Annotated in this window: 18 protein-coding genes; 13 read left to right on the forward strand and 5 right to left on the reverse strand. The window is 61.6% G+C overall.

Annotated features, from left to right (window positions below; translation table 11 throughout):
• The first annotated feature begins 98 nt into the window (after window positions 1-98).
• Window positions 99-1,004, forward strand: a complete 906-nt coding sequence (locus I6L36_RS21050; RefSeq protein ID WP_216986901.1) for a GGDEF domain-containing protein — start codon at window positions 99-101, stop codon at window positions 1,002-1,004.
• Between the two features lie 145 nt (window positions 1,005-1,149).
• The gene (locus I6L36_RS21055) at window positions 1,150-2,313 is read left to right on the forward strand and encodes a DUF1615 domain-containing protein (RefSeq protein WP_216986902.1); all 1,164 of its coding nucleotides are present in this window, start codon (window positions 1,150-1,152) and stop codon (window positions 2,311-2,313) included.
• Between the two features lie 40 nt (window positions 2,314-2,353).
• Here I6L36_RS21055 and I6L36_RS21060 read toward each other — a convergent pair whose 3' ends face one another.
• Entirely contained in the window at window positions 2,354-3,352 is a 999-nt protein-coding gene (locus tag I6L36_RS21060; RefSeq protein ID WP_042014678.1) for a DUF1176 domain-containing protein, read from the reverse strand.
• A gap of 111 nt (window positions 3,353-3,463) precedes the next feature.
• The gene (locus tag I6L36_RS21065; protein ID WP_216986903.1) at window positions 3,464-4,432 is read right to left on the reverse strand and encodes an autotransporter domain-containing protein; all 969 of its coding nucleotides are present in this window, start codon (window positions 4,430-4,432) and stop codon (window positions 3,464-3,466) included.
• Window positions 4,433-4,722: 290 nt separating this feature from the next.
• Between I6L36_RS21065 and I6L36_RS21070 the strand changes: the two genes are divergently transcribed.
• The 5 genes from I6L36_RS21070 (at window position 4,723) to I6L36_RS21090 (ending at window position 9,436) form a co-directional block, all read left to right on the forward strand.
• The gene (locus tag I6L36_RS21070; RefSeq protein WP_039040377.1) at window positions 4,723-5,373 is read left to right on the forward strand and encodes a DedA family protein; all 651 of its coding nucleotides are present in this window, start codon (window positions 4,723-4,725) and stop codon (window positions 5,371-5,373) included.
• Window positions 5,374-5,618: 245 nt separating this feature from the next.
• The gene (locus I6L36_RS21075) at window positions 5,619-6,914 is read left to right on the forward strand and encodes a DEAD/DEAH box helicase (RefSeq protein ID WP_010675179.1); all 1,296 of its coding nucleotides are present in this window, start codon (window positions 5,619-5,621) and stop codon (window positions 6,912-6,914) included.
• Between the two features lie 114 nt (window positions 6,915-7,028).
• On the forward strand, window positions 7,029-7,664 hold the full coding sequence (locus tag I6L36_RS21080; protein ID WP_210538642.1) for a DUF2913 family protein: 636 nt from the start codon (window positions 7,029-7,031) through the stop codon (window positions 7,662-7,664).
• Between the two features lie 254 nt (window positions 7,665-7,918).
• Complete coding sequence (locus I6L36_RS21085; protein ID WP_029314738.1) at window positions 7,919-8,959, forward strand: M35 family metallo-endopeptidase; 1,041 nt, start codon at window positions 7,919-7,921, stop codon at window positions 8,957-8,959.
• A gap of 45 nt (window positions 8,960-9,004) precedes the next feature.
• Window positions 9,005-9,436 (forward strand): hypothetical protein, encoded by a 432-nt coding sequence (locus I6L36_RS21090; RefSeq protein ID WP_029314737.1) that lies wholly within the window; start codon window positions 9,005-9,007, stop codon window positions 9,434-9,436.
• Here I6L36_RS21090 and I6L36_RS21095 read toward each other — a convergent pair.
• Window positions 9,433-9,627, reverse strand: a complete 195-nt coding sequence (locus tag I6L36_RS21095; RefSeq protein ID WP_216987157.1) for a hypothetical protein — start codon at window positions 9,625-9,627, stop codon at window positions 9,433-9,435. The genes I6L36_RS21090 and I6L36_RS21095 overlap by 4 nt on opposite strands.
• Before the next feature lie 61 nt (window positions 9,628-9,688).
• On the opposite strand from I6L36_RS21095, the gene I6L36_RS21100 reads away from it, so the two are divergent.
• The 5 genes from I6L36_RS21100 to I6L36_RS21120 all read left to right on the forward strand — a co-directional run bounded on the left by I6L36_RS21100 (window position 9,689) and on the right by I6L36_RS21120 (window position 13,198).
• Complete coding sequence (locus I6L36_RS21100) at window positions 9,689-10,267, forward strand: O-methyltransferase (protein ID WP_202016455.1); 579 nt, start codon at window positions 9,689-9,691, stop codon at window positions 10,265-10,267.
• Between the two features lie 24 nt (window positions 10,268-10,291).
• Window positions 10,292-10,516, forward strand: a complete 225-nt coding sequence (locus tag I6L36_RS22105; protein WP_227262862.1) for a hypothetical protein — start codon at window positions 10,292-10,294, stop codon at window positions 10,514-10,516.
• Window positions 10,517-10,955: 439 nt separating this feature from the next.
• Window positions 10,956-11,729, forward strand: coding sequence for an amino acid ABC transporter substrate-binding protein (locus I6L36_RS21110; protein ID WP_202040445.1), 774 nt, complete (start codon window positions 10,956-10,958; stop codon window positions 11,727-11,729).
• Window positions 11,730-11,786: 57 nt separating this feature from the next.
• Complete coding sequence (locus I6L36_RS21115) at window positions 11,787-12,440, forward strand: amino acid ABC transporter permease (protein WP_216986904.1); 654 nt, start codon at window positions 11,787-11,789, stop codon at window positions 12,438-12,440.
• Complete coding sequence (locus I6L36_RS21120) at window positions 12,437-13,198, forward strand: amino acid ABC transporter ATP-binding protein (protein ID WP_216986905.1); 762 nt, start codon at window positions 12,437-12,439, stop codon at window positions 13,196-13,198. The genes I6L36_RS21115 and I6L36_RS21120 overlap by 4 nt, the downstream gene beginning before the upstream one ends.
• A 302-nt stretch (window positions 13,199-13,500) precedes the next feature.
• Here the strand turns inward: I6L36_RS21120 and I6L36_RS21125 are convergent, their stop codons facing one another.
• Window positions 13,501-14,916 carry an FAD-dependent oxidoreductase gene (locus tag I6L36_RS21125; RefSeq protein WP_041214964.1) on the reverse strand — a complete coding sequence of 472 codons (1,416 nt, stop codon included), beginning with the start codon at window positions 14,914-14,916 and terminating at the stop codon, window positions 13,501-13,503.
• A 12-nt stretch (window positions 14,917-14,928) separates the two neighbouring features.
• Window positions 14,929-19,386: a glutamate synthase large subunit gene (gene gltB, locus I6L36_RS21130; protein WP_216986906.1), complete on the reverse strand. Its 4,458-nt coding sequence runs from the start codon at window positions 19,384-19,386 to the stop codon at window positions 14,929-14,931.
• A gap of 613 nt (window positions 19,387-19,999) precedes the next feature.
• Between gltB and I6L36_RS21135 the strand changes: the two genes are divergently transcribed.
• Window positions 20,000-20,944 (forward strand): TIGR01212 family radical SAM protein, encoded by a 945-nt coding sequence (locus I6L36_RS21135; protein WP_216986907.1) that lies wholly within the window; start codon window positions 20,000-20,002, stop codon window positions 20,942-20,944.
• Window positions 20,945-21,100 lie beyond the last annotated feature (156 nt).

The raw sequence follows: 21,100 nt of genomic DNA on the forward strand, positions 1-21,100 counted from the left end.
CAGTGATTTGCCACCAGGAATGCCGTCGGGGTTCGCTGGCGATGGCAGCCAATGGCTGCCATTCGGGATAGAAGACATGCGCGCTTGGAGCCCAAAACATGATGAAGACTCCCCTCAGGTTATCCGTTCACCCCGCCCGGTTCTTCTCGCTTCCTCCCTGCCGTCGTCTCGCGCTGGTGAGCCTGCCCTGTCTGCTGCTGCTGACGGGGATCCTGGCCGGGGTCAGCTTTGATCCCCTGGCAGAGCACAACCTCTATACCGTCGGGGCTCTGGCCGAAGCGCTCAACGTGCTGACCCTGCTGTTCATGTTCTGGGTGGTGCAGTGTGCCCAGATCACCTTGAGAACCTATCTCTCCCTCACCGGCGGGCTGACCCTCTGGCTCGTCTCCGGCGTCATCGATCTGATGGATGAGGCCTATTTCCAGCCCTGGTGGCTCTCCACGGTGGAAGATAGCCTGCGCACGATCGGCATGCTGGCCTCGGCCTGGGGTGTGCTGCTGATGGTGCAGCAGATGTATGGCACCCAGATGCGGCTCTCCTCCCTCGCCATGTCAGACGAGCTGACCGGGCTCTCCAATCGCCGGGCGTTTCGCGCCGTGCTGGAGGCGCACGGAGAGGAGGGGACGCCGCTCCTGCTGCTGGATCTCGATCACTTCAAGCTGATCAACGATCGCTATGGCCACGCCATCGGCGACAATGTACTTCGTGAATTCAGCACCCTGCTGCGCCAGCTCTGCCCATTGGATGGGGTGGTGGCACGCCTTGGGGGAGAGGAGTTTGCCATCTGGCTGCCCGGCATGACGGGCGACAAGGCCCGTGCGCTGGCGGAGCAGATAAGGTGCGCGACCGAAGAGCTGGTCTCAGGTGACGGGGTAAGATTCACCGTGAGCCTTGCCCTGGGTATCAGCCAGAGCCGGGAGGGGGTGGATGCTCTGCTCCAGCGCACCGATCTCGCCCTCTATCAGGCCAAGCACCTGGGACGCAACCGGGTGGAGCTGGCGTGATGACGCCAGGGAATGCCGCAGCCAGCGGGCCAGCAGGTTCATCCGCCTTCATCTTGTCAGACTTGTTCCCTACAATGTCCGCCTCCATGTATTCGAGCCCTCTCATTCGCGATGAGGGGCAGGTCCCGCTCTTCAGGAAGCCTTCATGATCCCCTCTCACTCCTTGTTTGATGCCCATTGGCGCTGGCTGTCACTGCTTTCCCTTGCCCTGCTGTCGGGTTGTGCCAGCGAGCCTCCCGCCCCGACCAGCCCGGCGACGCCGGCGGGGCGCCCCATTCCCAAGGCGATGCAGCCGCAAAAACCGGCCGACATGAAGAGCCGCATCGTGCGCTTCCTGCCGCGCAACGTGGTGGACAAGCCGGGCTGGGCCAATGACGTGGTGACGGCGCTCACCACCCAGGGGCTGACGGTGAGCGATCACAACGTCTGCACCGTGCTGGCTGTGGCGGAGCAGGAGGCGACCTATCAGGCGGACCCCGTGGTGCCCAACCTCAACAAGATTGCCTGGAAGGAGATCAATGCCCGGGCCGGCAAGCTGCTCATCCCCGAGTTCATGGTGCGCACGGCCCTCTCCATCCAATCCCCCACTGGCAAGAGCTATGCCGAGCGCATCGACAAGCTTCGCACCGAGCGGGAGATGAGCGAGATCTTCGAAGACATGATAGGCAGCGTCCCCATGGGCAAGCAGCTCTTTGGCAACCTCAACCCGGTGCGCACCGGCGGCCCCATGCAGGTGAGCGTCGCCTTTGCCGAAGCCAACGCCCGTGGCTACCCCTATCCCGTGAAGGAGTCCATTCGCCACGAGGTGTTCACTCGTCGCGGCGGCATCTGGTTTGGCACCAAACACATCTTCGGCTATCCCGCCGACTACCCGGATACCCTCTATCGCTTCGCCGACTTCAATGCGGGCTGGTACGCGAGCCGCAATGCGGCCTTCCAGGCGGCGGTAAGCCGGGTGAGTGGCAAGCCCCTGGCCCTGGACGGGGATCTCATCCGCTACGACTCGGATCTGCCCGGCAAGACCGAACTCGCGGTCCACAGCGTCGCCAGCCGCGTCAACATGAGCAAGCAGGCCATTCACCAGAGCCTGAAGCTCGGGGACAGCAGCGACTTTGCCAAAAGCGATCTCTACCACAGGGTCTTCGCCCTGGCCGACAAACAGGCCGGGACACGGCAACCCCGCGCCATCTTGCCCGGTATCCAGCTAAAGAGCCCCAAGATCACCCGCAACCTCACCACCGCCTGGTTTGCCAAGCGGGTGGATGACAGGGAGCAGGCCTGCGTCAGAAAGATGGCGACCATTCGCTGATAGCCAGAGACAACAAGGGCGGCCAATGGGCCGCCCTTGTTTATTGTGATTTGACCACCTGGCTGGTCATGGTCGGTAGCTCCCAGGTTCCCCCCAGAGTGATCATGCGACAGCTACCAGTGGTGCTTTTCTCACTCTGCACGAAGGTTTGGCCGTCCCATACCCAGCTTTCGAAAGAAAAACAATCTCCTATTCCTCTTCCTTTGTGCGAGGCACTCAGTTCGCCCTCTCCATAACCGTTTGCGTAAGTGCTGATGAGGGTTGCACTGCTGGTATCAAGGTCCGTATCAATCAGAATAAATGCCGAACCGTCGTTGTAAGCGGCGAGCCAGCAGGGTAGCCGGATCAAGGCTCGTTCCTGGTTCAGGGGATAGATCTGGCCATCTTCCTGATTCTCATATGCGCTGGGACAGACATCTTCATTGACGTGTTGTTTCAGCCAAGCCCTTATGCTCTGTAGCTCAGGCTTGGTGAGTGGGCGAGATAGGTTGTCTGCGGCAACGGCACCTGCATGGATCACGGGGGCCACCAAGGCCGGGGGAATAGTTGTGGTGGGTAACGAGCCCTGTTTGGTCAGGGCTGTACTGGTATTGAGACGGCCTTGGAACTCATCCATTTTGAGAAAAATGGCATAGGCACCGGCACCGGATAACGGTTCTTGGTGCTTGCTCCATTCAAATACCACCTTGCCAGTCCCTTTGATTGCTCGGACGAGCGCTGCAGTTTGGGGCTGGGTGAACGGAGTCCGCTCTTTTACGATGCCGAGCACCTCGCCATTGATGCGCAGTGTGATCAAACCATCAGCGGGGGCCGCCGGAGCCCGCTGATCAACCTCTGCGATGGCAAGCTCGGCATGCAGTGTGCCCTTGGCGCCAGCCTCTCGGGTGAGCAGAACCGAAAGTCCACCCAATTCCGCGCTGTAACCTGCCGCTCGGCATGTGCGCGTGTTGTCACAGGCCAGTTCCCAGTCCTTGTGTTGAAAAGAGAGCCCTTCAGTAAACGAGCCGAGTGCAGAGGCCAAGAGTGTTGTGATGAACATTAGAGGTTTCCAGAAGCATTGGGACGGTCAGGATAGCATTCTGGAAGGTTCAAATTGAATCTTGTTTTGGGTTGACTGAGCTGTGCCGAGTGGCGTACCCCTTTGATCCGATTAGAAACTCATCGCCAGTCCGATGGAGTAGCCGCTGGTACTGTTGCTGAACATATAGCGGGCCACCAGCCGGGTGCGGGTCACCAGGATGTCGTACTTGCTGCTGTCGAGTTCGAGGCCAAGTCCCAGGGAGTTGAGGCTGTTGAAACCGAGCAGCCCCCGTTGCTGCCCCAGGTATTCGGTTCTGGCCCCTTCCAGCACGTAGCGAAGGGGCCTGTCCAGCAGGGTCCAGTCCCAGAGGGGAGCACGACGACGCAGGTAAAGCCCGAGGTTTTCCGCATCGGCCTGACCGCTGACGCTCTCGGCGGTGCCGGTGAAGCTTTGCAGATGCTGGTAGGAGTAGCGCAGCTCGGCATCGATGTCCTGGGCGGCGGAGAAGAGCTCATAGTCCAGCATCAATGAGCCGCCGAGGCCGTAGACATTGAGGGTGCCGCCGTCGAGGAAGTCCAGATTCTGGCCGCTCCTGTGCTCGAGCAGGGCGGCCCCGATGCGAAGGTCGCTGGCCACCGTGCCCAGGGTGACATTGGCGATGGGCCGCAGCACCAGATTGCCACCAAAGCGATCCCGATGGACGCCGACATCCCAGCCGATGCCGCCGGTGGCGCTCAGGCTGTTCCATTTGGTGGGAATGGTGCGGGTCTCGTTGCCATCAGTGAACACGAACTGGGGATCGTAGCGGCTGTAGCCCAGGGTGCCCTCCAGATAGAGGGGAACATCCTCGCTCAGGGTGGCGCCACCCCCGAGCTGGGTGATGGTGAGGGCGGAGGTGTCGTTGGTGCCGCTGCCGATATCCAGGTTGCTGGCGGTGATATCCGGCACCACGGCGTAGCTCATCAGGGAGACGACGGCGTTGGCGCGCTGTTGAACCAGGCTCTCGTCGCTGGCTCGGGCCTTTGTCACAAGACCGGCAGAGACGCCAGCAAGCACCGCCAGCAAGGAAAGTGTGTGAGAAGAGAGCTGTCTTGCCATACCTGGCTCCATGAGTACCCCGTCCATCGGGGCATGTTCACACTGTAACGGTTTTCATCTGGCTTGGCTGCCTGGCAAGGGCTGGCCCGTCCTGTTTTGGGCGGGGGCAGGGGGCCGCGAGAAGGGTGAACCGCTGGGCAGAAATCACAGACATTAATTTATTGTTCAGTTCCCCGGGTGTATAAGAGGCCTCCCATACGAACATTGGGGTGGTAGCAGGGATGGATTACCAGACGGGGCCTTCGGGTCATCATGACGAATGCGCATTACGTTGATGGGAGTCACACCAGATGCAGGACATGCTGCTTGCCATATGGCATCAGGATTTTGATCAGCTTATACAAATGCAGGCAATCGGTCTGCTCGTCACCTGTCTGGTGGTGATCCTCTTCCTTGAATCGAGCTTCGTCTTTCTGCCCCTGCCCGGTGACAGCCTGGTGCTGCTGGCGGGCGGTCTGGTGGGCATGGGGGTGCTGGGGCCCGAGGTGACCTTGCTCTATCTGCCGCTCGCGGCCGGGATAGGGAGCGTGCTCGCCTACTGGCAGGGGCAGGCACTGCATGGCACCCGTTTCATGGGCCATGTGGAGCGAATGATCCCGGAAGGGAGCCTGCCCAGGGCCTCCCGACTGCTGGATCGTTACGGCTTCTGGGCCATGTTCGTCTCCCGTTTCATCCCCTTCGTGAGAGTGTTGACCCCCATGTTGATGGGAGTCTCCCGCCTGCACCTGCTGCGGGTGGCCGTGGCGAGTTTTGCCAGCGCCTTCCTCTGGTCCCTGGTGCTGAGCATGGCCGGCAAGATGGTGATGGCGACCCCGGTCTTTGCCCATCATCAGGAGCTGCTGACCAAGTGCCTGCTTGTCACCTCTTTCGGGTTGTTCGTCATCGCGGTGGCGGCCATCGGCATGCGGCTGCTCAAGCGTCCGAGCAAGCGGGTGCGCTGATCTCACTGCCCGGGCTGCGCCTGCTGCCGCGTCTGGAGAGCGCAGCCCCCGGAAAAATACAGGCCATTTGAGGCGGCATTCCTGTCGCCTATCTGTTACACTTCGCGCCCGCCATTTTCCGGCTCATCTTCTGATCTGATGTCAGACCCAGCCGTCCTTGGCTCCACGCCTCGCCGATGCCAGGCCACACGCCGGCCCAGGCCATCCACGCCAACTACAGCTCCGCTGGAACACAGGAACCCAACATGAGATTTGAATCGTTCGATTTTGCCCCCGAGATTTTGCGCGCCATCTCAGATTGCGGTTATCAGGAGATGACCCCTGTGCAGAGCCAGGCCATCCCGGCCATTCGCCGTGGCCGCGATGTGCTGGCCAGTGCCCAGACCGGTACCGGCAAGACAGCCGCCTTTGCGTTGCCCATCCTGCAACGCCTGGTAGACAACCCGGCACCGGTGCAGCCTTCCAATGCCCGCGTGCTGATCCTGACCCCGACCCGCGAGCTGGCGGCCCAGGTGGCGAGCAATATCAACGATTTCGCCAAGTATCTTGATATCACTACCCTCACCATCGTGGGTGGCGGCAAACAGGATGTGCAGGCCAAGAAGCTCAAAGCGGGCGCACACATCATAGTGGCCACCCCTGGCCGTCTGCTCGAGCACCTCACCGCCTGCAACCTGAGCCTCTCCGGGGTCGAGACTCTGGTGCTGGACGAGGCGGATCGCATCCTCGACATGGGCTTTAGCGCCGATGTGCAGCAGATCCTGCAGGCGGTCAACAAGACCCGCCAGAACCTGCTCTTCTCCGCCACCTTCTCCGAGGCGGTAAAAAAGCTGGCCAACCTCATGCTGGACAAACCCCAGGTGGTGGCCGTCGACAAGCAGAACTCCACTGCCGACACCGTGAGCCACACCGTCTATCCGGTGGAACAGAAGCGCAAGCGCGAGCTGCTCTCCGAGCTTATCGGCAAGCAGAACTGGCAGCAGGTGCTTGTGTTTGCCAGCACCCGCGAGAGCTGCGATGAACTGGTGGAGGAGCTCAACCTCGACGGCATCAAGTCTGCCGTGGTGCACGGTGACAAGGCCCAGGGGAGCCGTCGCCGTGCCTTGCGTGAATTCACCGAAGGCAAGCTGCGGGTGCTGGTGGCCACCGAGGTGGCTGCCCGCGGCCTGGACATTCCGAGCCTGGAATACGTGGTCAACTATGATCTGCCGTTCCTCGCGGAAGATTACGTGCACCGTATCGGCCGAACCGGTCGCGCTGGCAAGAGCGGCATGGCCATCTCCTTCGTCAGTCGCGAGGAGGAGCGCACCCTGCTGGAGATCGAGGCCCTCATCGGCCAGAAGATCCGCCGCATCATGGTGCCGGGTTACGAGGTGAGCAGCCGTGACGACCTCATCAAGCAGTTGCAGGAGCGCCGCCGCTTCGGCAAGCGCCCGCAGCGTGAAGACAATGCCGCCGCCCAGGCCATGGCCGAGGCGAAACTGCAAGGTCAGCGCCTCAAGCGTCTGGCGGCGGCCAAGAAGCCCCGTCAGCCGAAATAAGGCAACGTCGCACCCTCCCGGTCGGGGAGGGGCGTTTACTCTCCAAAGGCGCCACTGGCGCCTTTGTGCTGTCGATGACGCGGCCCCTGGCCGCCCCGTTTCAGAGGATCCGAGATGACCCTTCCTGCTTACAATCAGGCCCTGCTCGAGATGGCCCGCCAGAGCCTGGCGGAGCTGGAGCGCACCGCTGCCCAGAAGACGGGCAAACGCACCCCCGCCCAGGAGAGCCACTTTCTCTGTACCTGGATGGCGGATTCTCTCAAGGAGAAACGCTTCTCCCGGCTGGTGATGGAGGATCTCAAGGCCTGGGTGCAACTGGGGCGGACGCTGGGGGCGGGGGCCGATCTCAAGGGGCTGCTTGAGCGGGTGCAGCGCCAGTATGAGCGTGCCATGTATGAGCCGGTACAGCTGGGGGCGCGCCTGGCCGATCTGCTTTTGGCGCTGGAGGGGGCGGGCTGGCTGGTGTTCACCGACAGCGAACTGCACACCCGGCAGCGGCTGCTGAGCCAGGGGCAATCCAGTCTGATCATCTCGGCCAGCGAGTATCAGGGCCATATCGAGGGAGGTGAGCTGGTCAAGCCCCTCACCCTCTATGTGCGCGGGGACGAGCAGGTACTGGCCGAGGCGGCATTTGCCCGGGGCCTGCTGCTGAGCCAGGGCAACAAGAAAACCACCCTGGTCAAGCACCACAAGGCCTATCGGCTGATGCCGGGCAACGCGCAGCCGGCCCTGGCGCTGCTGGCCTCCTGACCCCACCTTCTCATCCCGTCACCCGGCCCTGCGCCGGGTTTTTTTATGGCAAATACGCCACACGGGGTTGCCTGCACGCCCAGGGCCGGGCGGGCAATCTTTGTCGCAGCCAAGAGGCTCCCCCTCTGATGGGGGGCGTCCCCCATATGGAGGGATGGTGGGGTGGTGCTTCTGCTCTAGGGTGGATGGGCCCCAAAGAGGGCCTTAAAGGAAGCAGGCCGCCTGACAAGGCGACACTCAATGAATGAGGAAACATGATGAAAGCGACTCCAATTGCCCTGTTGCTGGCCGGCGTGCTGGCGTCCCCGCTCTGCGCCGCCGGACTCGATGCCCGGCTCACCCTGGTGGAGGGCAGCACAGACGATGTGCGCGTCAACCTGACCTTGACCAACACCGGGGAGAAGCCGGTTCGTCTGCTCAAATGGCAACTGCCGGGCAGCGAGGATGCTCCCCTGTTCCAGGTGGAGCGTGACGGCCAGCCGGTGGATTACGAAGGGGCCCTGATCAAGCGGGCCGCCCCGAGTGACAAGGACTACCAACTGCTCAAGGCGGGCCAGAGCCTGACAGTGCAGGCGGAGGTCTCCGGTCTCTACGACATGAGCGCCCAGGGCCAGTACAGCATCCGTTACCTGCTGCCGACCGTGGCGCAGGAGGGGAAAGCGGCCAAGGCCAAACAGGCCCAGGCGAGCGAGTCCAATGCCGTGACCCTCTGGGTGGACGGGGTGAGCGACGATCGGGTGCTGGCCAAGGCGGCGGTGGCCGAGCCCCAGGCGGTGAGCGCCTCGGTCAGCTTCAGCGGCCGCTGCACCAACACCCAGAAGAGCGACATCCTGGCGGCGCTCGATGCCGCGAGTGGCATCGCCAACAACTCCAGCAGCTACCTCGCGGTGGACAAGCCGAATGGGCAGCGCTACCGCAGCTGGTTTGGCGCCTATGACGCCACCCGCTGGAACCAGGCCGAGACCAACTTCAGCAAGATCAAGGATGCCATCGACAACAAGCCGCTCACCTTCGACTGCGGTTGCAAGCAGAGTTACTTTGCCTATGTCTATCCGGACCAGCCCTACAAGGTCTATCTGTGCAAGAGCTTCTGGACTGCGCCGGTCACCGGGACCGATTCCCGCGCCGGCACCATTGTCCACGAGCTGAGCCACTTCAACGTGGTGGCGGGCACCGACGATCTGGGATACGGTCAGGCCAATGCGCGCAATCTGGCGAGCACGGATCCCCAGAAGGCCCTGAACAATGCCGACAACCACGAATATTTCGCCGAGAATACCCCGAGCGAAAATTGAGTTGCAAACAGGGGCCGGATGGCCCCTTTTTTTGACGGAGGCACCATGATGACACTCTTGCTTACCACCCTGGCACTGGCGCCCTTGCAGTGCGAGCTGTCGGTCAGCGCAGAGAGCGGGGTGAACGAACCCCTGCCCCTGGTGATGACCCTGACCAACCGGGGGGAGACGCCCCTCGAGGTATTGACCTGGTTCACCCCCTTCGAGGGGTGGTTTGCCGATGCCATCGACCTGACCCGCGATGGGCAGCCGCTGGACTATCGAGGGCCGCTTGCCAAGCGAGGTACCCCCGGGGACGGCGACTTCCTGCACCTGGGGGCGGGGGAGCAGAGCCAGGCCGATGCGGACCTGGCGCAGGCCTACGACCTGTCCCAACCGGGCCGCTACCGGCTCAGCTATCGTGCCCAGCCCTTGACGCTGACCAAGGGCGTGGCGCCCAGCTGCCCCGCCGTCGACTTTACCCGGGTGGCCCCCTAGGCGATCTGCGGCTTGCCCTTGGTATCCAGCAGCCCGACGGCGCGGGGGGCCACCGCCAGACCGCGTGAAGATTGGCTTTCCCGCCAGCAGCAGTGCACCAGCGTGATCACATGGTCATCCAGGGTATCGTCTTTATCCGGATGACGCAGGGGATGGGCCACCGAGTGGGTCGATAGCAAAATGATGAACATGAGGGGCGGTCCAGCCATGCCATGCACCGGGCCGACTCGTTTACACCGTCAAGGAGGAGACATGGCACTGGAACAACTGAAACGGGAGCTGGAGCGCTTTGGCGAGCAGAATGACGGCGCGCAACACTCCCGTGGCAGCAAGATGCTCAACATTACCCGCGACACCGGCGAACTGCTGGCGATGCTGGTGCAGACGAGGGGGGCGCAGGCTGTGCTGGAGATCGGCACCTCCAACGGTTACTCCACCCTCTGGCTGGCCGAGGCAGTGAAACGGCTGGGGGGCCGGGTCACCACCATCGAGCTGGACGAGGGCAAACGGACCATGGCGGCGACCAACTTTGAGCGGGCCGGGCTCACTCCCTGGATTGAGCAGTTGGCGGGGGAGGCCGGCAGCCTGTTGCCCTGCCTGCCGACGGCGGGCTATCAGCTCATTTTTCTGGACTCCGATCGCCGCCACTACCAGGCCTGGTGGCCCGAGATCCAGCGCCTGCTTGCCCCTCGTGGCCTGCTGGTGGTGGACAATGCCATCTCCCATGAAGACGAGATGAGGGAGTGGATGGCACAGGTGCGGCGTGACCCCGATTTCCTGACTTCCCTGGTGCCGGTGGGCAAGGGGGAGTGGCTGGTGGTGCGGTTGTAGGGGAAAGGCATGGAAAACAAGACCATGGAACCAAAAGCAGTTGTGGAGGCCTACTGGCAGGCCATGCAAAGCAACGATTTCGTCAAGACCCCCAGGTGGCTGAGCGATGACTTTCTCTGTGACTGGCCAACGTCGGGGGGGCGACGCGAGGGGCGGGTCAACTTCGTCGAGGTCCATCGGCGCTACCCGGCGGCCGGGCCCTGGAATATCGACATCGTCCGCCTGCCGGAGCAGGGCGGGAGGTGGTGACCGAAGGGGTGATCACCGACGGTGACGTCAAGGCGCGCGCCATCGCGCCTTTACCTTCCACGTGGTGCGTGGCAATGCCATGTGCCATCAGACCGAATTTTGGCCCGATTGATACGTTGTGTCGTAACTGGGCCACTGCCATCCCGCGGGAGCCGCAACCCGCCTGATATGGTTTCCGCTGACGGAGCGCCGCCAGCGGGGCAATTCCTCGGCCAGTCCGGCCATTATTTATTCGTTATCCATTATTTCGCTAAATATCCCCGTATTTCATGGTTGGGTCATGCCATGAGCCACGTTATGTTTCATCCATACCGCCAGCAAGAACTATGAAGGTTATCTCTGCCGATAATTAATTTAAATTAAACATGATAACTGGCTGGTTTTATTTTGTGGTGGTTGGCAAGCGCTCTGGATGTTCATAAATATAACGAGGTGAATAATGAAAAAACGGCACTCCCTGTTTTTAATGGCGGCACTTCCGCTGGCACTGATGACATCGGTACAGGCACAGTCAAGCCTGGCCGAGATCCAGCGGGCCGGAGTGATCAAGATCGGCACCGAAGGGACCTATCCTCCCTTCACCTACCACGACAAGAGCGGCAAGCTGGTGGGCTTTGACGTGGAGATCGGCGAGCTGATAGCAAGCGGTCTGGGCGTGAAGCCGCAGTTCGTCGAGGGCAAGTGGGACGGGCTCATCGCCGGGGTGGACGCCAAGCGCTACGACCTGGTGCTCAACGAAGTGGCCATCACCCCTGAGCGGCTGAAAAAATATGATTTTTCAGACCCCTACATCACCTCCAAGGCGGTGATCGTGGTGCACAGCGACAACCAAAGCATCAAGAGTTTTGCCGATCTGAAGGGCAAGCAATCCTCCCAGTCCCTGACCAGCAACTTCGCCCAGCTGGCGAAATCATCGGGCGCCGAGGTGGTGGCCACCGAGGGATTCAACCAGTCACTCGAACTGGTGCTGACCGGGCGGGTGGATGCCACCATCAACGACAGCCTCTCCTTCCTCGACTTCAAGAAACAGAAGCCGGACGCCAAATTGAAGGTGGCGGCCAGCGAGGCCAAGGGGGATCAATCAGCCGCCCTGCTCGCCAAGGGGCAACCCGAGTTGCTGGCTGCCATCAATCAGGCGCTGCGCAATGCCAAGCAGGATGGCGCATATCAGAAAATATCGCAGAAATATTTCGGCACCGACGTCTCGCAATAATATCGTGGCAACATAATAACAACTGAGGATATTAACGTGCCGGCCTGGTTGCAGTTAATGATCGACTCTTTTTGGCCCCTGCTCAGTGCGGGGCTTATTTTTACCGTGCCACTCACTCTGATTACCTTCGTGTTGGGAATCGTGCTCGGCTTGTCGGTGGCGCTGGCCAGATTATATGGTCCGGCTCCGCTGGTGATACTGGTCCGCTATGTCTGGCTTATTCGGGGCACGCCCCTGCTGGTGCAGCTGTTTCTGATCTTTTACGGTCTGCCGAGCGCCGGCATCGTGCTGGACGCCTTCACCGCCGCCGTCATCGGTTTCACCCTCAACATCGGTGCCTACAGCTCGGAGATCATTCGTGCCACCCTGGCGGCCATCCCCAAGGGGCAGTGGGAGGCAGCCTACTCCATCGGCATGAACTGGCCCCAGGTCATGTGGCGGGTGATCCTGCCGCAGGCGGCGCGCATCGCGGTGCCACCGCTCTCCAACACCTTCATCTCCCTGGTCAAAGACACGTCGCTGGCGGCGGCGGTGACCGTGCCCGAGCTGTTTCAGGCGGCCCAGCGCCTCGCCTCCGTCACCTATGAGCCGCTCATTCTCTATATCGAGACGGCCCTCATCTACCTGATGTTCAGCTCGGTGCTCTCCACCCTGCAAGACAGGCTGGAGCAGCGACTGGCTCACAAAGAGACCCGGGAGGTCGCCCTATGATCCGCTTGAGTGGCATCGAGAAACAGTTTGCGGGGCAGCGCGTGTTGAAAGGGGTGGGGCTGGCGATGGCCGCGGGCAGCGTCACCGCCCTGATCGGTCCCTCCGGCAGCGGCAAGAGTACCCTGCTGCGCTGCGTGAACCTGCTGGAGCGACCCGATGCAGGCCAGCTGGTGCTGGGGGACAGCGAGCTCGACTTTACCCGGCATCTGTCACGGCAAAGCGTGCTGGCCCTGCGCCAGCAGACCGGCATGGTGTTCCAGAATTTCCAGCTGTTCCCGCACATGACGGTGCTGGAGAACGTGATGGAAGGGTTGGTGACCGTGTTGAAGTGGCCCAGGGAGAGGGCAGTGGCGCGCGCCCTGCAACTGCTCGACAAGGTGGGGCTCAGGCACAAGGCCGAGGCGGTGCCTGCCACCCTCTCCGGCGGTCAGCAGCAGCGGGTCGCCATTGCCCGGGCGCTGGCGCCATCCCCCAAGGTGCTGCTCTGTGACGAGCCCACCTCGGCGCTGGATCCCGAGCTTGCCCAGGAGGTGGTGGCCGTACTGCGCCAGCTGGCCAGTGAGGGGACTACCATGCTGATCGCCACCCATGACTTGCGCCTGGCGGCCCAGATTGCGCAGCAGGTGATCTTCCTGGAGGCCGGGGAGGTGGTGGAGGCGGGCAGTGCGCGCCAGATGTTCACCACCCCCAAGCGGGCGCGTACCTTCGAATACATCTCCACCCTCACCGAACGGCTGCCGGAGAGCTGGAGTATCTAGCCGGTTCTGGCGGATTGAGAGCGAGATAAAAAACAGCCCCGCACGAGCGCAATGCTGTTCAGATAAGCACATTTTTGACTAATTATTCATAAATGCGACTTGAGTTGGGGGAGCAAGGCTGTTTCCAGTCGATGTTCCTTCAGCCTTTATCCAGCGTGGCTTGCAATAGAAAGAGGGAGGCATCATGCCTCCCTCATTTTTTAGCCCTGATACTACGTGGACTGGAACTCAAATTCTCTTAAGTGAACAGCATTGCCGCACGAGCGGGGCTGTTTGCATGACAGCGTGGTTGCGACGGCAGATCACACGGCCAGGTAGTCCATGATCCCTTCGGCCGCCTTGCGACCCTCATAGATGGCGGTCACCACCAGATCAGAGCCGCGCACCGCGTCACCACCGGCGAACACCTTGGGGTTGCTGGTCTGGAAGGCGTACTCGGCCTTCTCGGGCGCCTTGATGCGATCCCGGCCGTCGAGCTCGACGCCGTGCTCTGCCATCCAGGGCTGGGGGTTGGGCTGGAAGCCGAACGCCATCACCACCGCATCGGCGGGCAGCACCTGCTCGGAGCCTTCAATGACTACCGGATTGCGGCGGCCATTGGCATCGGGGGCGCCGAGCTCTGTGCTCACCACCTTGATGCCGCAGGTGCGGCCGTGGGCGTCCAGCTCCACGCCGATGGGCTGGAGGTTGAACATGAATTCCACCCCTTCCTCCTGGGCGTTTTTCACCTCCCGCTTGGAGCCCGGCATGTTCTCGGCATCCCGGCGGTAGGCACAGATCACCCGATCGGCCCCCTGGCGGATGGCGGTGCGCACGCAGTCCATGGCGGTGTCGCCGCCGCCGAGCACCACTACCTGCTTGCCGGCGAAGTCGATGTAATCGGCTTGCGCCTTCTCAAAGCCCAGCAAGCGATTGGCGTTGGAGATGAGGTAGGGCAGGGCGTCGTAGACCCCCGGCGCCTCTTCGTTGGCAAAGCCGCCCTTCATGTACTTGTAGGTGCCGACCCCGAGGAAGACCGCATCGAACTCGCCGAGCAGATCGGCGAAGGTGACGTCACGGCCCACTTCGGTCTCGAGACGAAACTCCACTCCCATCCCCTCGAAGATCTCGCGGCGGCGCTGCATCACCTCTTTCTCCAGCTTGAAGGAGGGGATACCGAAGGTGAGCAGGCCGCCGATCTCCGGGTACTTGTCGAACACCACAGGGGTGACGCCATTGCGTGCCAGCACGTCGGCACAGGCAAGGCCCGCGGGGCCCGCGCCAATGACGGCGACCCGCTTGTCGGTCTTGACCACCTTGGAGAGATCCGGGCGCCAGCCCATCTCGAAGGCCTTGTCGGTGATGTACTTTTCGATGTTGCCGATGGTCACGGCGCCGAATCTGTCGTTGAGGGTGCAGGCACCCTCACACAGTCTGTCTTGCGGGCAAACGCGGCCACACACCTCCGGCAGGCTGTTGGTCTGGTGGGAGAGCTCCACCGCCTCCAGGATGCGTCCCTCGTTGGCCAGCTTCAGCCAGTTGGGGATGTAGTTGTGTACCGGGCACTTCCACTCGCAATAGGGGTTGCCGCAGTCGAGGCAGCGATCTGCCTGCATGCCGACCTGGGCCTGGTTGAAGGGCTCGTAGATCTCCACGAACTGGATCTTGCGGATCTTGAGCGGCTTCTTGGGCGGGTCGACCCGCTGGACATCGATAAACTGGAATACGTTCTGGCTCATAGGGTTCCCTCCTTATTGCGCCTGGATTCTGAGTTCTGCACTGGAACGGCTGGTGTGGCCAAGCAGCGATTTGACGTCGCTGGACTTGGGTTTGATCAGCCTGAACTTGGGCACATAGGAGTCGAAGTTGGCCAGGATCTCCTCGGCACGCGAGCTGCCTGTCTCGTTGAGGTGCGCCGTGATGATACCGCGCAGGTGCTCCTGGTGGATGGCCAGATCCGCCACCTCCAGCAGTTCGACCAGCTCGGGGTTGGTGCGCTTGGCAAAGTTGCCGCACTCGTCGAGCACGTAGGCAAAACCGCCTGTCATGCCCGCCGCGAAGTTGACACCGGTCTTGCCGAGCACGGTGACGATGCCGCCTGTCATGTATTCACAGCCGTTGTCGCCAATCCCCTCGACCACCGCCAAGGCCCCTGAGTTGCGCACCGCGAACCGCTCGCCTGCGGTCCCTGCGGCATAGAGCTTGCCGCCGGTGGCGCCATAGAGGCAGGTGTTGCCGATGATGGCCGCCTCGTGGGATTTGAACGCCACGCCGACGTGGGGTTTGATCACCAGCTTGCCGCCGGTCATCCCCTTGCCCACGTAGTCGTTGGCATCCCCGGTGAGGATCATCTCAAGGCCACCGGCGTTCCAGACGCCGAAGCTCTGGCCGGCGGTGCCGTTGAAGTGCACCTTGACCGGATCGGCCGCCATGCCCTGGTTGCCGTGGCGCTTGACGATTTCGCCGGACAGACGCGCACCCACGGAGCGGTCGGTGTTGCGGATGTCGTAGCGGAACTCGCCGCCACTCATGTTTTCCACCGCGTCCAGCAGGTCTTCCACCATCTTGAGGTTCAAGGGCCCCTTGTCGAAGGTGGGGTTGTGCTGCTGGCTGAACAGACTGGAGCCTGCCGGTGCAACCGGGGCCGCCAGGATGCCGGACAAGTCCAGCTTGGCCTGACGGGCGGTGATGCCGGGCAGCGCTTCCAGCAGGTCGGTACGACCGATGAGGTCGGTGAGCTGGGTGACGCCAAGCTCGGCCATCAGCTCGCGCGTCTCCTCGGCGATGAACTTGAAGTAGTTCATCACCATTTCCGGCAGGCCGGTGAAGTGTTCGCGGCGCAGCTTCTCATCCTGGGTGGCGACGCCGGTGGCGCAGTTGTTCAGGTGGCAGATACGCAGGTATTTGCAACCGAGTGCCACCATGGGGCCGGTACCGAAGCCAAAGCTCTCGGCGCCGAGGATGGCCGCCTTGATGATGTCGAGACCGGTCTTGAGACCGCCATCCACCTGCAGACGCACCTTGTGGCGCAGGCCGTTGGCCACCAGCGCCTGCTGGGTTTCGGCCAGGCCCAGCTCCCAGGGGGAGCCGGCGTATTTGACCGAGGTGAGCGGGCTTGCGCCGGTGCCGCCGTCGTAGCCGGAGACGGTGATGAAGTCCGCATAGGCCTTGGCCACGCCACAGGCGATGGTGCCGACGCCAGGTTCGGACACCAGTTTCACCGACACCAGGCAGTTCGGGTTGATCTGCTTGATGTCGAAGATGAGCTGGGCCAGATCCTCGATGGAGTAGATGTCGTGGTGCGGCGGCGGGGAGATCAGGGTCACGCCGGGCACGGAGTAGCGCAGCTGGGCGATTTGCGCGGTGACCTTGTCACCGGGCAGCTGGCCCCCTTCGCCGGGCTTGGCGCCCTGGGCGACTTTTATCTGCACCACGTCCGCGTTCATCAGGTAGTGCGGGGTGACGCCAAAGCGACCGGAAGCCACCTGTTTGATGCGAGAGTTCTTCTCGGTACCAAAACGCTTGGGATCTTCACCGCCTTCGCCGGAGTTGCTCTGACCGCCGAGGCGGTTCATGGCGATGGCCAGGGCCTCGTGGGCTTCAGGGCCGAGGGCGCCGATGGACATGGCCGCGGAGTCGAAGCGGGGGAACAGCCTGGCGGCTGGCTCCACCTGATCCAGCGCAACCGGGGTGGTGCCCTGTTTGAGCGACAGCAGATCCCGCAAGGTGGCGACCGGCCGCTCGTTCACCAGACGGGCATACTCCTTGTAATCGGCGTAGTTGCCGGAGCGCACCGCCACTTGCAGGGTCTGCACCACGTCCGGGTTGTAGGTGTGGTACTCGCCACCGTGGACGAATTTCAAGAGGCCGCCCTGGGTCAGCGGCTTGCGGCCGAGCCAGGCCAGACGGGACAGATTGATCTGATCCTGCTGGATGTCGGCAAAGTCGGCACCCTGGATGCGGCTCGATACGCCGCGGAAGCAGAGTTCGACAACAGCCTTGGAGAGGCCCACCGCCTCAAACAGCTGGGAGCAGCGGTAGCTTGCCACCGTGCTGATGCCCATCTTGGACATCACCTTGTAGAGGCCCTTGTTGATGCCGTTGCGGTAGTTGAGCATGGCCTGGCGCAGGCTCATCTTGAGCACGCCTTCTTCTACCTGCTTGGCGAGGGTCTCGTAGGCGAGATAGGGGTAGATGGCGGTGGCGCCAAAGCCCAGCAGCACGGCGAAGTGGTGCGGGTCGCGCACGCTCGCGGTCTCCACCAGAATATTGGCGTCGCAGCGCAGGTTGTTGTCCACCAGGGTACGCTGCACCGCCCCCACCGCCATGGCGGCCGGGATGGGCAGGGTATCCGGGCTGATGTCCCGGTCTGACAGTACCAGCAGCACGGCGCCGCTGCGGGCCGCTTCAGCTGCCTCGTGGCAGAGGCGCTCGAGGGCGGCTTGCAGCCCCTCTTCGGGCAGGTAGTTGAGGCTCAGCACCGCGTGGCGGTAGTGCTCCCCTTCCAGGGCCAGCAACTGATGGAAGTCGGAGTAGAGCAGGATCGGCGACTGGAACAGCACCCGGTGGGCGTGACCGAAGGTCTCGTTGAACACGTTCTGTTCGCGGCCGATACAGGTGGCCAGGGACATGACGTGATTTTCCCGCAGGGGATCGATGGGTGGGTTGGTCACCTGGGCGAACATCTGGCGGAAGTAGTCGTACAGGGTACGCTGGCTGGAGGAGAGCACCGCCATCGGGGTGTCATCCCCCATGGAGCCCACCGCCTCCTGGCCATTCTCGCCGAGCACGCGGATCACCTGATCCAGCTCTTCAAAGGAGTAGCCGAACAGCTTCTGGTAAGTCTTGAGCCGGTCATCCGGTAATTCGCGCGACCCCGTGCTGGCATCGTCCATCTGCTCGAAGGGCACCAGGCGCTTGCAGTGCTTGTCCATCCACTGCTTGTAGGTGTGACGGCTCTTGAGATCGTCATCGATCTCGAAGCTGGTCCAGATCTTGCCGTTGCTGGTATCGACCACGAACAGCTCCCCCGGGCCGACACGGCCCTTCTCCAGCACTTCATCCGGGGTGTAGTCCCAGGTGCCCACTTCGGAGGCCAGCGTGATGAACTTGTCCTTGGTGATGACGTAACGTGCCGGACGCAGACCGTTTCTGTCGAGTGCGCAGGTGGCGTAGCGACCGTCGGTCATGACGATGCCGGCCGGGCCGTCCCAGGGCTCCATGTGCATGGAGTTGAAGTCGTAGAAGGCGCGCAGGTCGTCATCCATGTTCGGGTGCTTCTGCCACGCAGGCGGGATCAGCAGGCGCATGGCACGGAAGAGATCCATACCGCCGGCCAGGAAGAGATCCAGCATGTTGTCGAGGCTGGAGGAGTCCGACCCCGTGGTGTTGACGAAGGGGGCGGCCTCTTGCAGATCCGGGATCAGCGGGGTGGCGAACTTGTAGCTGCGCGCCTTGGCCCACTGGCGGTTGCCGGCAATGGTGTTGATCTCGCCGTTGTGGGCGAGGTAGCGGAACGGCTGCGCCAGCGGCCAGCGCGGGCTGGTGTTGGTGGAGAAACGCTGGTGGAACACGCAGATGGCGGCCTGCATGCGGATGTCGGCCAGATCCAGATAGAAGCGCGGCAAATCCACCGGCATGCACAGTCCCTTGTAGACGGTGACCAGGTTGGAAAGGCTGACCACATAGAAGTAGTCGTCGCTGATGCGCTTCTCGATGCGGCGGCGCACGATATAGAGGCGGCGCTCGAGATCCTTGTCGACCCAGCCCGGGGGCGCGTTGACAAAGACCTGTTCAATGCTGGGCAGGGACGCCTTGGCAATGGAGCCGAGTACATTGGTATCAATGGGCACCTTGCGCCAGCCGACCAGACTCAGGGTCTCTCTTTCCAGCTCCTCGTCGATGATGTCGCGAGTGGCCTGGGCCAGGATGGGATCGGGGTTGAGAAACAGCATACCGACCGCGTAGTTGCGGCCCAGGTGCCATCCCTTCTCTTCGGCGACCGCTCTAAAGAAGCTGTCGGGTTTTTGCAGCAACAGGCCGCAGCCGTCGCCGGTCTTGCCATCGGCGGAGATACCGCCGCGGTGCTGCATGCGAGCCAAGGCTGACATCGCGAGACGGACAAGCTTGTGGCTGGCTTCCCCTTCCATGTGGGCCAACAGGCCGAAGCCACAGTTATCCCTCTCCAGCTTTGGATCATATAGTGACATTGCATTTCTCCCTTGCTCGGCCTTCCATCGCACTGTCATCAACAGACTGCATAAATTGCGATTGGCTCTTGTGGTTCCGTCCGCCTGAGGTGGCGAATCTCCAAACTAATGGGATTTTCGGGCAAGGTCAATTGGACATCCCGCTTGTTTGCAATGTTACATCGCCATAACAAAATGTGGGTTTTTGAGACTCAATCAGCATTTTTGTGTATTTATGACTGCCTTTTATTTATTTTTCGGCTTTATATTCTGGTTATGGACGGTTTGGTGGTTGACTGCATGGTGGCGGGAAACTGTAGTAATTTTACAAAGTCATCTCTGGTGTGCTTGGCGGGAATCACATTTCAGGATCCTGCGTCTTGCATTTGTCCATAAGCAGACTAAACAGGATTTTTTCAGTAGTTACAGCCGGTTATGGGCGAGAGGTTATGACACTTTTCTCCAGGTTGCAGGAGTGACAGGTTGTCAAAAGTGACCGTGAATGCCGACTGTTGGGTATTTATCACATCTAACGTGAATATTTATATGATTTTTGGGTAGAGAGCGGGATTGATCCAGCGCAGCCTGCCCGCCGGGCTGCGTCGCTAGAATGACACCTCATTTCGGAGGTGTCATGCAGTTACACGAACTCATCAATACATTTGGCCAGGATCTCAAGCAACGCCACGGCCAGAAGATCCACAAACTCTCCATTCACGGGGCCTTTACCTGCCCCAACCGGGACGGCACCCTGGGCCGGGGTGGCTGCACTTTCTGCAATGTCTCCTCCTTTGCCGACGAGTCGGCCCAGCAACTCTCCGTGGTGCAGCAACTGCTGGCACGCCGGGACGAGGTAACCCGGGCCAGGCGCTATCTGGCCTACTTTCAGGCCTATACCAGTACTTATGCCGAAGTGGAGTACCTTCAGCGCATGTATGAAGAAGCCTTGTCGGTGAGCGACATGGTGGGGCTCTGCGTCGGAACTCGCCCTGATTGTGTACCCGATGCGGTGCTGGATCTGCTGGCAGGTTATCAGGCCAGAGGTTACGAGGTGTGGCTGGAGCTCGGGCTGCAAAGTGCCAATGACAAAACGTTGCAACGCATCAATCGGGGTCACGGCTATGCCGCTTATGCCGATGCCGTTGCCCGAGCCCATCTGCGAGGCATCAAGGTGTGTGCCCACCTCATCGTGGGCCTGCCCGGCGAGGTGCCGATGGACAGCCTGGAAACCCTCCACCGTGTCGTGGAGACCGGCGTCGAGGGGATCAAGCTTCACCCACTGCATGTGGTGGAGGGGAGCACTCTTGGCAAGGCGTGGCAGGCGGGACGGCTGGATGTGTTGACGATGGAGCAGTATGTGGCGGCGGCGGTCGCCATGATCCAGTACACGCCTCCCGAGGTGGTCTATCACAGGGTCTCGGCGTCGGCGCGCCGCCCGACCCTGCTGGCCCCCACCTGGTGCGAGAATCGCTGGAGCGCCATGACCGCCATTGCCGCGGCGCTGGCACGCTCAGGCCCTCAGGGACACTGCCTGGGACGCCCTTTTTCTCTCCCTTCCACAGGCGAGTGCCAACTCTAATTTCATCAAAAAAACAGTGGGTTATTAGATGAAATTTAGTCTTTGGAGTATAGTTTCGTTCAAGTCACCTTGATAAGATGGTCGGCTTGAAAAAAGATATAGTTATCAATAACTCTTTGCAGTTTGTATACCGGGCGGGCTTTCTTCGTACCGGGT

The sequence above is a fragment of the Aeromonas sp. FDAARGOS 1406 genome, from assembly GCF_019048565.1.
Classification (GTDB): domain Bacteria; phylum Pseudomonadota; class Gammaproteobacteria; order Enterobacterales; family Aeromonadaceae; genus Aeromonas; species Aeromonas caviae.